A 13,200-nucleotide genomic window follows, 5' to 3' on the forward strand; every position below is an offset into this window, starting at 1 on the left:
GTAGGTGGCGTGGGCTCGGGCGGGGTGACCGGGACATCGGGGCCGGGCTCGACCGGCGTCAGCGGCTTGGGAGCCAGGGTCAATTGGACGTCGCCCGAAGTGTAGCCGACGGTGACGATCACGCCGTCGCCGAAGGGATTGGCGATGGTGTCGAAGCGCGTGCCACCTAGCCCACCGGTGGCGGACAGAAGCGTGTAGGGCGAGGAGAAGCGATAGACACCTCCCAGCCCGACGAGCTGCAATGTGCCGGCGAGCGAAGCCGTGCCCGCGACATCGGCCCGGTCGGCGGCCGCGCCCTGGACCTCGGCGCGATAGGTCGAACCTGGCGTGAAGGTCAGGCTGCCGTTGACGGCGATGGTTCCGACCGAATTGCCGGGGGAGAGCGTGCCGCCGTTGATCTGGGTGGTCGTCACCGTGCCGATGCCGCCCAGCGTTCCGCCGGGGTTCACCGTCACCTGAGAGGAGGCGCTGAGCACGCCGTTCACCGACAGGATGCCGGCATTCACCGTCGTGGCACCGGAATAGCTGTGGCTGCCCGTGAGGACCAGTTCGCCCGTGCCTTCCTTGCGAAGCGTGCCGAAGCCGCTGATCGCGCCCGTCTGCGTCACCTGCCCGGCGCGGTTGAAGACGAGCGTGCCGTTGTTCGTGACCGCGCCGCTGCCGAGCGTGCCGGTCGTGCCGCCATCGCCGACCTGCAGCGTCCTGCCGTTATCGATAGTGGTCAGGCCGGTGCGGGTGTTGTTGCCGGTGAGGATGGCTGTGCCGGTCCCGAGCTGCCGAAGCTCGCCGCTGCCGCTGATCGTATTGGCAATGACATGCGTGTTGCTCCGGTTCAGGTACAGCAGACCGTCGTTCGTCACTGCGCCGGTGCCGAGACTGCCGGTCGTACCGTAATCGCCGACCTGGATCCCGCCGCCCGTCGAGATCAGGGTTGTGCCGCTATATGTATTCGTCCCCGTCAGGATCGCTCCGCCTGAATTGACATTGAGCGAACCGGTGCCACCGATGGCGTTGACGATCCTGATTGTGCCGCCAATCGTCGCCCGATTGACGACGAGGACACCATTGTTCGTCACCGCGCCGCTGCCGAGCGTGCCGGTCATGCCGCCATTGCCGATCTGCAGCGTCGAACCGGCGCTGACGGTCGTCGTGCCGGAATAGGTGTTCGTGCTGGTCAGGATCAGCGTGCCGCCGCCCGACTGGGTCAGGGAGCCCGAGCCGCTGATCACGCCGCCATAGGTGACGCTGTCCGAGCGGTTGAAGACCAGGGCGGCGTTGTTCGTGACATTGCCGGTGATCGAACCGGTGGTGCCGCCATCGCCGACTTGCAGGGTGCCGGCCTCTATGCTGGTCGTGCCAGTATAGCTGTTCGTGCCGGTCAAGACAGTCGTGCCGGAGCCGAGTTGCCGAAAAGTGCCGCTGCCGCTGATCGCGTTGGAGACGACGATCCTGTCGCTCCGGTTCACCTGCAAGATTCCGTTGTTCGTCACGGCGCCGGTACCGAGCGTTCCGCTCGTGCCGGCATTACCGATCTGAAGGCCGCCTCCCGCCGCGATCGTCGTTGCCCCCGAATAGGCGTTGGTCCCGGTCAGGATTACTCCGCCGCTGATGATCTCGAACGAGCCCGTGCCGCTGATCGCGTCGGCGATGGTGATAATGGTCGAGGTCGACGAAAAATGGACAGCGAGCGTGCCGTCATTCGCGATCGCACCGGTCCCGAGCGTGCCGGTGGTGCCGCCATTGCCGACCTGCAGCGTCGAACCCGTGGCGATGCTGGTTCCGCCAGTCCAGTTGTTGACGCCGGTCAGGATCAGCGTGCCGCCGCCTGCCTGGGTCACGGAGCCCGAGCCGCTGATCACACCGCCATAGGTGACGCTGTCCGAGCGGTTGAAGACCAAAGCGGCGTTGTTCGTGACGTTGCCGGTGATCGAGCCGGTGGTGCCGCCATTGCCGATCTGCAGGGTGCCCGCCGAAATCGTGGTGCCGCCGGTGTAGGTGTTCGCGCCGGTGAGCGTCAGCGTGCCCGTGCCCTCCTTCACGACGGCCAGCGTGCCGGCGCCGGTGTCCGAGCGGATCACGCCCGAATAGGTGGTCGATTCATTGAGGCCGCCGATGGTCAGCGTCGTGTTGCCGGCGGAATAGTTCGTGACGAGGCCCCCACCGCTCAGGGAGCCCAGGGTGACGGCATTCGCGGTCTCGAACAGGCCGATCTGCCCGGTGCTGCCGGTCTCGAAACGCGACATCCCGCCGACGGAACTGTCGCGGAACTGGATGTTGCCGCCGTTCAGGGTGTAGGTGACGTTGCTGCCGCTTGCCGCCGTTCCGTAGAAGAAGAAGGCGTTGCCGCCGACCTCGATGGTTTGGGTATTTCCGGAGTCGTTGACGACGCTTCCGAATGTCTGAAGGCTGTTGCCGAGCGTGAGGGTGTAGGCGGCGGCGCCGGCCGCGTAGGTTATTCCGCCAAGGGTGGTGTTCTGCGACGTCGATACCCCGCGCGGCGCCGTCGTCCCGGAAAAGACGGCAGTGTCGCTGCTGCTGCCCGGAGCCACGCCGGAAACCCAGTTCGCGTCGGCGTTGAAATCCACGCCTGGGCCGTTCCAGGTCTGATCCGCAGCCAGCGCCGGGCCGGGTTGGAGTAGCAGCGCGCCGGTGATGACGCCGGTCGCCAGCAGGTTCGCTGCAGGAGGGAGGCGGGGAGTAACGAGAGCGGTCGTGTCGCGCAGGGCGCGCTTCAAATGGGCAGGCATCGGTCCTCGGCAGGCGTCGGCCGCCACCTTGATTCGCCACGGTGACGCAGCGGCCACAGTGGGGCGGCAGGTGATTCGCGTACACCCGGTCGGGCGCAGGAATTGGTTCGATCCCGTGGCTTTTCGTCGTTCTGTTGCGCTACGGTAACGCGAGAACTGGACGGGGCGCCTCGCGGCGAGCCCGTGGAATCGTGCATTTCTCGATATGCAGGGAAGAGGCCGCCGGCCAAGCGAAGGCGTCGTCGATCGGGACTGACAATTCGCCATTGTGGTGTGGGAGTGGAGCGGGCGGAACGGTGCTGCCCCGCCGCCCCACCGAGGGGTACTCGGTCGTCGCCTGCTTCACCCGCGTTGGGATGCATCTAGGCTTTCGGCGGCGCTCTGGTCGAGCGCTCTTCCGAGGTAGCTCCAACGCAAACGCACCGGCAGCCGGGGGGAGCGCCAGATCGGCGCAGCATGCTTCCAGTCATTTCCCGGAATGCCGCGCGGGTGCCGGAACGAGCCGTCTGGCGGGGAACAGCGCAGAGGCAGCGGGATCGGATTCGAATCTGCGGCGCGCCTGTCGAGCGCCGCCGACCGCCAGCGCGTGTTTTATCTACCTGCCTACGGCAGCCAGGTGCTGGGACAAACGTTCGGGAAGGTGTTTCGGGCTTCAGAAAAATCCACCAATTCCAATGCGCTAGGCAGGAAATTTGGTGGAGCTGAGGGGATTCGAACCCCTGACCTCTGCAGTGCGATTGCAGCGCTCTCCCAACTGAGCTACAGCCCCGAAGCGCTGGCCTTCTAGGCCCTGCGTCGCGTTCCTGTCAATCGCTTCCGACAGGAACATTCTTCGGACGGGCGATCAGCGCGCCGGACGGTTTTCAGAGAGGTCCTTTGATGCGTTCCGTTCTCGATGTCGTGATGCTGGCGCTGAACCTCTATGTCTGGATCCTGATCGCCTCGGCCGTGCTCAGCTGGCTCATCGCCTTCAACGTCGTCAACACGCGCAATCAGTTCGTTTCTTCGGTCTGGGATTTCCTCTACCGCGTCACCGAGCCGGCGCTTCGGCCGATCCGCAACATGCTGCCCAATCTCGGCGGGATCGACATCTCGCCGATCATCCTGCTGCTCGGCATCTTCTTCATCCAGAGCGTGATCCAGCGCTACATCTACCCCAACGTCTTCTAGCTCGATGGCCGCCTGGTCCGTCACGCCGGACGGGCTTGCGATCGCGATCCGCCTGACCCCGCGTGGCGGGCGCGACAGTCTCGACGGGGTCGAGATGCTGGCCGATGGCCGGCAGGTGCTGAAGGCGCGGGTCCGGGCCGCACCGACCGAAGGCGAGGCGAACGCGGCACTGGTCGCGCTGCTGGCCAAGGAGTTTGGCGTCTCCCGCTCGCAGGTTTCGCTGACCGCCGGCGCCAGCGCGCGCCTGAAGCGCATCATCGTCCAAGGCGATGCGGCGGCGCTGGCGGCGCAATTGCAGAGCCGGTTCTGCGCGATTTGATGCTGCGTCGCAGCAGAAACCTGCGTTTCCGCTCTTGACGAAGGCACACGCCTTCTGTCCCAACTGCGGCATGGACCCAACAATTTCGTCGCCATTCCCCGAACGCCTGACCGAAGGCTATCGTGCCTTCCTCGACGACCGTTTCGTGCGCGAGCAGAGCCGATACGAGCAGCTCGCGGAATCCGGCCAGACGCCGAAGATCATGCTGATCGGCTGCTGCGATTCGCGGGTGTCTCCTGAGGTGATCTTCGACGCCAGCCCGGGCGAGATGTTCGTCGTCCGCAACGTCGCCAACCTCGTGCCGCCCTTCTCGCCGGACGATCAGCTGCACGGCACCTCGGCGGCGCTGGAATACGGGGTGCAAGCGCTCAAGGTCGAGCATATCGTCGTGCTCGGCCATGGCCGCTGCGGCGGCATCCGCGCCTTCGCCGATGATGCGCAGGGCCCGCTCTCGCCCGGCGATTTCATCGGCAAGTGGATCACGCTGATCGAGCCGGCCGCCCGGCGCTCGGGCGGCCGCGGGCGGAACGAGGACTTCGCGGGCTATGTCGAGCGGCTGGCGCTGGCCTCGGTCCAGCAATCGCTCGACAATCTGCGGACCTTCCCCTGCATCAAGATACTGGAGGAGAAGGGCCGTCTGCATCTGCACGGCGCCTATTTCGCAGTCGCGACCGGCACGCTGATGGTGCTCGATCCGCAGACCGGGCAGTTCATTCCGGCGGTCGGCGAGATGCCGAAGAAGGTCCAGACGATCCGCTGCGACTGAGAGGCGGCGCAAAAGTGCGCTCCGCTTACGAATTCGTGCACAGCTGTGTGCCGGGCCCGGCTTGCTAGCCCGGGTGAAAGGGCGTTTGCTCGTCGAAGCGACGTCCTGCTCCCGAGATTGGGGAGCGATCCGCGATTGAGGTTCGCTTTCTGTCCCCACGGAAGGGGAAAGGAAGCAGGCAACGAGGTGCCGGCGGCATGGTCGGTGGGCTCGATAATTTTTGCTGCGCGGGCCGATGACGAAACGTATCGGTTGCGCTAGATTGCGGCCTCCCGGTCACAAGCCTCCTGAAGTTTCATGTTCGATCGACGCAAGCCCGCCGCCCCCGCTCCCTTCGTCACGCACGAAAACATCGAAGCCAAGATCAAGTGGTTCGACCCGGAGAAGGGCTTCGGCTTTGCTTCTCCGTCGGACGGCTCCGGCGATGTCTTCGTCCACGTCTCGTCCATCGGGCCGCTCGACGCCCAGGACCTCCAGCCAGGTGCCACGATCATCGCCGATCTCGGCGAGGGGCGGCGCGGCCTGCAGGTCGTCGCGGTCCATGAGATCGACGCCTCGACCGCGACGCCGGCCGCTCCGCGCGGCGGTGGCGGCGCCCGCCCGTTCTCGCCGCGCCCGCCGCGCGATGATTTCGGCGGCGGCTATGGCGGCGGCGGTTACGATCGTGGCGGCGGTGGCGGCTACGACCGCGGTGGCTACGGCGGTGGCGGCGGTGGTTACGACCGCGGCGGCGCCGGTGGCTATGACCGCGGCGCGAGTGCGCCGATGGAAGGCCCCTATGACGGCGCCGTGAAGTTCTTCAACGCGGATCGCGGCTTCGGCTTCATCGCGCCCGACCAGGGCGGTGCGGACGTGTTCCTGCATGTCAGCTCGCTGAGCCGCAGCGGCCTGCAGCCGCCGATGGACGGGCAGCGCGTGCGCTTCTCGATCCGCGCCGGCAAGAAGGGTCCGGAAGCGGCGAACGTCAGCTACATCTGAGCGCTTCTGCGCTTCAGGCTAGGTTTTTTGAGGCGGCGTGCCGGGAGGCGCGCCGCCTCAAACACGTTCAAGGGGCCGGTGTGGCGGGGCTGGAAGCGTCACCGAGATCGGATCGCCCGGCCTGACCTCGCCACCTGCCAGCACGATGCCCATGATGCCGGCCTTGCGGACGAGATTTCCCTGCGCATCGCGGCCGAGCACGGCCTTGAGCAGGCCGGGCCGGAGGCTCTCGATCTGGGCGCAGGGATTGCGCAGGCCGGTGATCTCGACCAGTGCGTCCTGGCCGAGCCGCAGCCGGGCGCCGACGGGCAGGCTGAGCAAGGCGATACCGCGCGTCGTTACGTTCTCGCCCATCTCGCCGGGGCTGAGGGTAATGCCTGCGCCAGCGAGCTCGTCGAAGAGCTCGGTGTGAAGCAGATGGACCTGGCGCAGGTTCGGCTGGCTGGGGTCGGCGGCGACGCGGGAGCGGTGCTTCACCGTCTCGCCGCAATGGGCATCGCCTTCGACGCCGAGGCCTGTGAGCAGGCGGATTACGGGGAGCGTGGGCTTGCTGCAGCGATGCTGCTCATCCCGGCTGACTGCGACGATCATGGGGCTTATGGCGAATCCCTCCAGCGCTGACGGCGCCTCTCTGCCACGAGCGGACGGCAAGTGCGAGCGGGGACAGGCTATGCTGCAAGGCTGAGCAGCTGATCCGCGCCCCCGCAAAAGGAAAAGACCGGCCCGATCGCTCGGGCCGGCCTGTTGATGCTACTGCCTCTTTTGGCGAAGCTCAGTGATCGTCGCCTTCGAGGCCGCCGACATGCTTCTGGGTGTAGAGTTCGAGGCCGATGCGGCCGATCAGCTCGAGCTGGGTCTCGAGGAAGTCGATATGACCTTCCTCGTCCTTCATCAGCGCCTTGAACAGGTCCTCGGACGGGTAGTCGCCGACCTCACGGCAGTACTTCGCCGCTTCCTGGTAGAGGGCGCGGGCCTCGATCTCGGCCTTGAGGTCGCACTCGATCACTTCCGTGACGTTCTCGCCGATGCGCAGTGCGTCGAGCGTCTGCAGGTTCGGGAAGCCTTCGAGGAAGAGGATCCGATCAACGAAACGGTCGGCATGAACCATCTCCTCGATCGATTCCTTCTTCCAGGTCTTGGCCATGTCCTTCAGCCCCCAATTGTCGAGCATCCGGTAGTGCAGCCAATACTGGTTGATGGCCGTGAGCTCGGAGCGCAGGCCCTTGTTGAGGTATTCGATGACCTTCTTGTCGCCCTTCATGGCAGCTTCCTTCGCGCAATGACCACATTAGAATGATACTAATGTAGGTCCGGCGTTCTCAAAAGGGAAGCGCAGAATTCGGGTGGACTGTACCCGGAAACGTGGCGAGACTCAGGCCGCCTCGCGCTCCTCGACGATCTCGATGTCGGCCAACATCAGCCCGACCGAGACATGCACCGCGCAGTCGATCTCGCGGCTGGCGCAGCTGCTGCACTGGCTGGCGCAGGCGGCGCGCGCCTCCGCCAGCAGGCTGCGCACCTCGCGGGCACAGCGCCCGCAATCAGGGCTGCAACCAAGGCAGTCATAGGCCTCGCCCGCGGTTTTCGGCCCTGAGCCGTCGGGGGCGATGGTACCTTTGATCTGCCGGCAGGATAAAACGTTGCAGGAGCAGACGATCACGCCCGGCCGCCTCCAGCGATCTTGGCGACGCTCTCCTGTCCATCGGCGCGGCGCAGGCGGACGATGACCTCGACCGAGGACACGACCATGCCTTCGGGCGCGACCGGCAGACCTGTCACCTGGATTTCCGAGCCGGGGATGTCGACCACCGTCTCGTCATCCTCGTGATAGAAGTGGTGATGCTCCGACACGTTGGTGTCGAAGAAGGTCTTCGGACCGGAGACCGAAACCTGGCGCAGCAGGCCGGCCTCGGAGAATTGCCGCAGCGTGTTGTAGACCGTTGCCAGCGAAAGCGGCTCGCGGGCGCGCAGCGCTTCCTCGTAGAGCATCTCGGCGCTGACATGGCGATCACCCTTGGCGAAGAGCAGCCAGCCCAGAGCCATGCGCTGGCGGGTCGGCCGCAGACCGACACTGCGCAGGCGGGCTTTTACGGCGCTGATCGGGCAGGCGGCCGGGGCCTTCTGGGGCCACGGAATCTGGTCCGCCTGACTGCGCGCCGTCGCGCCATCCTTCAGAGACAGAATGCTCATGAAACGCCTTCCAAACTCGTAAGCTCAGCTTCACGTAGTTTAGAATTCATCTAAACTACTGATATCATTGTCATTTTTGCCCTTGTACGGGTCGCGTGTCAATTCCGGAGGGCCTGCGGCAAGTCGCATCAGGGGGTTGTCCACGACGCAGACCGAACCGCTGGCGAGATCAATGACCGGCATCTGCGGGCGCAGCCTGGGCGGGCTTGCGCATGAACAGGGCAAGCGCCACGAGCGTGGCGAAGACGAAGGTCAGGGCGAGGAAGATGTCCCCGAAGGCCATGACCAGCGCCTGCTTGTGGGCGCGCTGGTTCATCAGCGCGAGCGCCATCGACTCGGCCGCGTCGCCATAATCGGCGAAGCGCTGGGTCAGCATGGCGAGATTCTCCTCCGCAACCTGCCGGCCGGCAGCAACGGCCTCGTGCAGTCGGACGATGTGCAGGTCGGTACGGCTGTTGAGGAAGGTGTTGATCAAGGCGAGACCGACGGCGCCGCCGAGATTGCGGGTCAGGTTGTAGAGGCCAGACGCGTTCTTGAGCTGCTGCGGCGGCAGCGTGCCAAGCGCGAGATTGTTGATCGGCACCATGCAGAGCATCAGCGAGCAGCCGCGCAGGATCTGCGGGATCAAGAGTTCGTGAAAATCCCAGTCGGCGGTGACGAAGGAGGCGAGATAAGTCCCGAGCGCGAAGCCGCCGAAGCCGATCATCATCATGATGCGCGGGTCGAGCTTGGCCGAAAGACGCCCGGCGATGGGCGCGGTCAGGAACATGGCAAGGCCGGTGACGAACATGGTTTCGCCGATCATCAGCGCGTCATAGCCGCGGATGCGCCCGAGATAGACCGGGTAGAGATAGGTCAGCCCATAGAGGCCGATGCCCATGGTGAAGGAGAACAGCGAGCCGAAGGCGAAGTTGCGGTTCCTGAAGGCGTAGAGATCGACCAGCGGGTCCTCGCGGGTCAGCGCCCGCCAGAAGAACAGCACGCAGCCGACGAGCATCAGCCCCGTGAAGAAGACGATCTCATGGCTCTGGAACCAGTCGAGGCGCGTGCCTTCCTCCAGAACGTATTCCAAGCTGCCGAGGAAGGCGGCCATGCTGGCGAGGCCGAGCCAGTCGAAGCGCTTGAGCAGGCTATGGTCGGGCTTGTCGAAGTCGATCAGCGTCCAGGCGGCGATCGAGACGCCGATGCCGGGCACGACATTGATCAGGAAGAGCCAGTGCCAGGAGAAGGCATGGCTGAGATAGCCGCCGATGGTCGGGCCGATGGTCGGGGCGAGCGTCGCGATCAGGCCGATCAGCGGCGAGACGATGGGACGCTTCGAGGCCGGGAAGATCGTGAAGGCGGCGGCGAAGACGCCGGGGATCATGCCGCCACCGATGAAGCCCTGCACGGCGCGCCAGAGGATCATTTCGTTGATCGAGGACGACATCGCGCAGAGCACGCTCGCGACGGTGAAGCCGGCGGCGGCGATGGTGAAGAAGACGCGGGTCGAGAGCGCCCGGCTGAGATAGCCGGACAGGGGGATCATGATCACTTCCGCGATCAGATAGGCGGTCTGGACCCAGGCGATCTCGTCGGCCGAGGCCGACAGCCCGGCCTGGATCTCGGCGAGCGAGGCCGAGACGATCTGGATGTCCAGGATCGCCATGAACATGCCGAAGACCATGGCGAGGAAGGCGAAGATCCGCCTTGCCGGAATGGCGTCGGAGGCCGGCGGGGCGCCGGCCGGGCCTGCAAGGGTCGCGGTGGCCATCATGGCCTCCCTGGCTTCGGTTCTTCGCAGCCCTCATCCTGAGGAGCGGCCGTCAGGCCTCGTCTCGCAGGATGGCTCCAGGGGGCGCTGGATCATCCTTCGAGACGCCGCCCCCTGCGGGACGGCTCCTCAGGATGAGGGCTGGTGTGCTGTTCGGGTCAGTGGCTCTGCGGTCGCGGATCGATCGAGACGACCACCGACATGCCCGGCCGCAGCGTGTGGCGTGCGCCCGCCTCGGGCGCCAGCGCGATCCGCACCGGCACGCGCTGGACGATCTTGGTGAAGTTGCCGGTCGCATTGTCGGCCGGCAGCAGCGAGAACACCGAGCCGGTACCGCCGGCAATGCCGCTGACCGTGCCCTGGAAGACCTGGCCGGGAAGGGCGTCGACGGTGATCGTCGCCTTGTCGCCGATCTTCAGCGGGCCGACCTGCGTCTCCTTGAAATTGGCGTCGACATAGACCTGGTCGAGCGGGACGATCGACATCAGCCGCTTGCCGGCGCTGACGAGGTCGCCGAGCTGGACATTGGTGTTGGCGACCAGCCCGTCGATCGGCGCGGCGATCTTGGTGAAGGAGAGATCGCGCGCCGCCTTTTCCTCGGCGACCTTGAGCTCGTCGGCCTGGCGGGCGGCCTCGATGCGCTGCGCCTGCAGCACTTCGATATTGGCCTTGGCCTGGGCCACGCCGGCCTGGGCGCTGGCGAGCGCGGCGGCGGCCTGGTCGCGCGCGGCGGTGGCGGCGTCGAGCGTCGCCTGCGAGCCATAGGACTTGGCGGCGAGGCTGTTGGCCCGCTCGAAATCCGCGAGGCTGCGGGTGACGGCTGCCTCGGCCGAGGTCGCCTGCGCCTGGGCCTGCAAGAGGCTGGCGCGGGCGGCATCGGTCTGGGCGTCGATGCGGGCGAGCGTCGCGGCGGCGGTCGCGCTCTTCGCCTGCGCGCTTTCCAGCGCGATGCGCTGATCGCCATCGTCGAGGCCGACCAGCGGATCGCCGGCCTTGACCTCCTGGTTCCGGGTCACGGAGACGGTCGCGACATTGGCGGCGAGCTTGGCCGAGATCGTCGCCATGTCCGCGCCGACATAGGCGTCGTCGGTCGAGACGATGAAGCGGCCATTGCGCCACCAGTCGAGGCCGAACCAGCCGCCGGCGGCGAGTACGGTCCCGGCCACGAGGATCAGCGCCATGCGCTTGACCGGCTTGCGGCCGGCAGGCGACGAGCCGGTTGCACTCTGCTCGCTGCCCGGCGCTGATTCCTCCGCCTTGCGGGCTTCGGCAGGTGGCTGCGCCGTTTCGAGCCGCGCATCGACCAGCTTCAGCCGGTCGCGGCGGGCCTCGGAATGCTTCTCTGTGAGGGTTTCGGCCGTCATGTGTTGCCCTGACGATTTCAATTCGAACCAGCCAGTTCGATGAGGGCTTGAGATAACGCCAGGAAAGAGGCATATCAAGGGCAAATCGAACTGGACGGTTCGATTATTTTGCAGGTGCGAGATGCGCCGCGGATGGAACGAGATGACTGCGATAGCTGAGCGGCCAGCCAGATCCCGAGCCCGCAACCGGCGCGTCGCCGGCGCGGATCCCGACAAGCGCCACCAGATTCTGGAAGGCGCACATGTGGTCTTCACGGCCCGCGGCTTTGACGCGTCGAGCATGGCTGACATCGCCGCGGCGGCGAATGTCTCCAAGGGCACGCTCTACGTCTATTTCGAGGACAAGGAGCATCTGTTCATCGCGTTGATCGAACGCGAGCGCGAAAAGCAGAAGCAGGGGATCTACGAGGCGCTTGCCGATATCCCCGATCTCGCCCAGGCCCTCTCCCGTTTCGGCGAAAGGCTGGTCAGGCTGATCACCGGCGGATTCGCATTGAGCGCCCAGCGCATCGTGCTCGGTGTCGCCGAGCGCATGCCGGAACTCGGCCGCGAGTTCTATGAACGCGGCCCGATGCAGGGCACACGACGCCTCGCCGCCTTCCTGCAGCGGCGGGTCGAACTCGGTGAGCTTGCGATCGAGGATCCGGCGCTGGCTGCGGCCCAGTTCATCGATCTCTGCCAGTCGACGTTGACGCGCCCCCGCCTCTTCAACGCGGTGCCGATGCCGCCGGAGGACGAGGAGATCGCGCGGGTGGTGGCCTCGGCCGTGACGATGTTCCTGGCGCAGTACGGGGTGAAGAAGCCGGGCTAGGTCCGGCTCTCGGTCCGGCGCTCAATCCCGGGTGAGGGGGCCGCGGGCCCGAAGGCGCTCGCGATGGGCGATATAGAGGCCGGAGGCGCTGATGATGACCGCTCCGAGCCAGGTGAAACGGTCCGGCAGAGCGGCGAACATGAAGTAGCCGAAGATCGAGGCCCAGAGCAGCTGCAGATAGGCGAAGGGCGCCAGCAGCGAGGCATCGGCATGCCTGAAGGCGAGGATCACGAACCAGTGGCCGATCGTCGAGGCGACGCCGACGAAGACGCCGAGCCAGATCGCCTGCGCGGTCAGCGGCTGCCAGCCGAACGGCTGCAGCAGGCTGAGCAGCACGAATCCGATGATGGCGGACCAGGTCAGGGTGGTGACCGGGTTCTCGGTCGCGCTCATCATCCTGGTGAAGATCAGCGCGAAAGCCCAGGACGAGGCCGAGAGCATCGGCAGCAAGGCGGCGAGCTGGAAGCCGGCACCGCCGGGCCGCACCACGATCAGCACGCCGATCAGCCCGACGATCGTCGCCGTCCAGCGCCGCCAGCCGATCCTTTCGCCGAGCAGCGGGATCGAAAGTGCGGTGACGAAGAGAGGCGAGATGAAGCTCGTCGCGGTGGCGTCGGCGATGGGCAGGTATCTCAGCGAGGAGACGAAGAGGACCGAGGAGACTGTGACGGCGATGCCGCGCGCCAGCTGGAGCTTCGGACGCCGGGGCTTCAGCATAGCGATGCCGCCCGGCAGGGTGATGGCGAGCATGATGAGGGCAAAGGCGGCATAGCGCAGCCAGGTGATCTGGAGCGCCGGCACAGTCTCGGCCATCAGCTTGGAGACGGCGTCGGCGCTGGAGAGGAAGGCGCCGCCGAGCAGCACGAGCCCGATGCCGCGCAGCGAGTTCTCGCGCCGCGGAGCGGGCTGCTGCCCGCTCTGTGCGGGCTGCGGGTCAGGGCTTGTGGACTGTCGCACGCGGTCCGCTGCGGGGAAGGACGGTGCGGCAAGCCTAGCAGGTTCGCCGGGCAGCGCCCGCGCTAAGACGGAAAGGCGGGCATGCGCGCGGGCGACGGCGGCTCGCCCACCCGCGCGATTGTTACATCACGTTGCAGCGGGGAAC

At 66.2% G+C, this 13,200-nt stretch carries 13 protein-coding genes and 1 tRNA gene; 5 read left to right on the forward strand and 9 right to left on the reverse strand.

The features are described from left to right. Together RKE40_RS24405 and RKE40_RS24410 are read right to left on the reverse strand one after the other, a co-directional pair. Positions 1-2,747: autotransporter-associated beta strand repeat-containing protein (locus RKE40_RS24405; RefSeq protein WP_316020797.1), on the reverse strand; the 2,747-nt coding region annotated here is incomplete at its 3' end. Positions 2,748-3,440: 693 nt separating this feature from the next. Continuing rightward, a tRNA-Ala gene (locus RKE40_RS24410) sits at positions 3,441-3,516 on the reverse strand. A gap of 110 nt (positions 3,517-3,626) precedes the next feature. On the opposite strand from RKE40_RS24410, the gene RKE40_RS24415 reads away from it, so the two are divergent. The 4 genes from RKE40_RS24415 (at position 3,627) to RKE40_RS24430 (ending at position 5,980) form a co-directional block, all read left to right on the forward strand. Beyond that, complete coding sequence (locus RKE40_RS24415; protein WP_316020798.1) at positions 3,627-3,917, forward strand: YggT family protein; 291 nt, start codon at positions 3,627-3,629, stop codon at positions 3,915-3,917. 4 nt (positions 3,918-3,921) lie between these two features. Continuing rightward, entirely contained in the window at positions 3,922-4,236 is a 315-nt protein-coding gene (locus RKE40_RS24420; protein WP_316020799.1) for a DUF167 family protein, read from the forward strand. 70 nt (positions 4,237-4,306) lie between these two features. Next, a complete protein-coding gene (locus RKE40_RS24425; protein ID WP_316020800.1) occupies positions 4,307-5,002 on the forward strand; it encodes a carbonic anhydrase in 696 nt (231 codons plus the stop codon). A gap of 297 nt (positions 5,003-5,299) precedes the next feature. Then, positions 5,300-5,980, forward strand: coding sequence for a cold-shock protein (locus tag RKE40_RS24430; RefSeq protein ID WP_066477287.1), 681 nt, complete (start codon positions 5,300-5,302; stop codon positions 5,978-5,980). 57 nt (positions 5,981-6,037) lie between these two features. Here the strand turns inward: RKE40_RS24430 and RKE40_RS24435 are convergent, their stop codons facing one another. The 6 genes from RKE40_RS24435 to RKE40_RS24460 all read right to left on the reverse strand — a co-directional run bounded on the left by RKE40_RS24435 (position 6,038) and on the right by RKE40_RS24460 (position 11,287). Further along, a complete protein-coding gene (locus tag RKE40_RS24435) occupies positions 6,038-6,571 on the reverse strand; it encodes an MOSC domain-containing protein (protein WP_316020801.1) in 534 nt (177 codons plus the stop codon). A 181-nt stretch (positions 6,572-6,752) separates the two neighbouring features. Continuing rightward, positions 6,753-7,241 carry a bacterioferritin gene (gene bfr / locus RKE40_RS24440; protein ID WP_316020802.1) on the reverse strand — a complete coding sequence of 163 codons (489 nt, stop codon included), beginning with the start codon at positions 7,239-7,241 and terminating at the stop codon, positions 6,753-6,755. A 111-nt stretch (positions 7,242-7,352) separates the two neighbouring features. After that, entirely contained in the window at positions 7,353-7,640 is a 288-nt protein-coding gene (locus RKE40_RS24445) for a (2Fe-2S)-binding protein (protein ID WP_316020803.1), read from the reverse strand. Beyond that, positions 7,637-8,170 carry an iron response transcriptional regulator IrrA gene (gene irrA / locus RKE40_RS24450; protein WP_316020804.1) on the reverse strand — a complete coding sequence of 178 codons (534 nt, stop codon included), beginning with the start codon at positions 8,168-8,170 and terminating at the stop codon, positions 7,637-7,639. The genes RKE40_RS24445 and irrA overlap by 4 nt, the downstream gene beginning before the upstream one ends. Before the next feature lie 169 nt (positions 8,171-8,339). After that, the gene (locus tag RKE40_RS24455) at positions 8,340-9,926 is read right to left on the reverse strand and encodes a DHA2 family efflux MFS transporter permease subunit (RefSeq protein WP_390893523.1); all 1,587 of its coding nucleotides are present in this window, start codon (positions 9,924-9,926) and stop codon (positions 8,340-8,342) included. Between the two features lie 155 nt (positions 9,927-10,081). Then, a complete protein-coding gene (locus tag RKE40_RS24460) occupies positions 10,082-11,287 on the reverse strand; it encodes an HlyD family secretion protein (protein ID WP_316020806.1) in 1,206 nt (401 codons plus the stop codon). Positions 11,288-11,429: 142 nt separating this feature from the next. Here RKE40_RS24460 and RKE40_RS24465 point away from each other — a divergent pair, with 142 nt between their 5' ends. Further along, positions 11,430-12,098, forward strand: coding sequence for a TetR/AcrR family transcriptional regulator (locus tag RKE40_RS24465; protein ID WP_316020807.1), 669 nt, complete (start codon positions 11,430-11,432; stop codon positions 12,096-12,098). A gap of 21 nt (positions 12,099-12,119) precedes the next feature. On the opposite strand, the gene RKE40_RS24470 is transcribed toward RKE40_RS24465, so the two are convergent. Then, positions 12,120-13,055 carry a DMT family transporter gene (locus RKE40_RS24470; protein WP_316020808.1) on the reverse strand — a complete coding sequence of 312 codons (936 nt, stop codon included), beginning with the start codon at positions 13,053-13,055 and terminating at the stop codon, positions 12,120-12,122. Positions 13,056-13,200 lie beyond the last annotated feature (145 nt).

The organism is Allobosea rubneri, assembly GCF_032464875.1.
Lineage (GTDB): Bacteria > Pseudomonadota > Alphaproteobacteria > Rhizobiales > Beijerinckiaceae > Allobosea > Allobosea rubneri.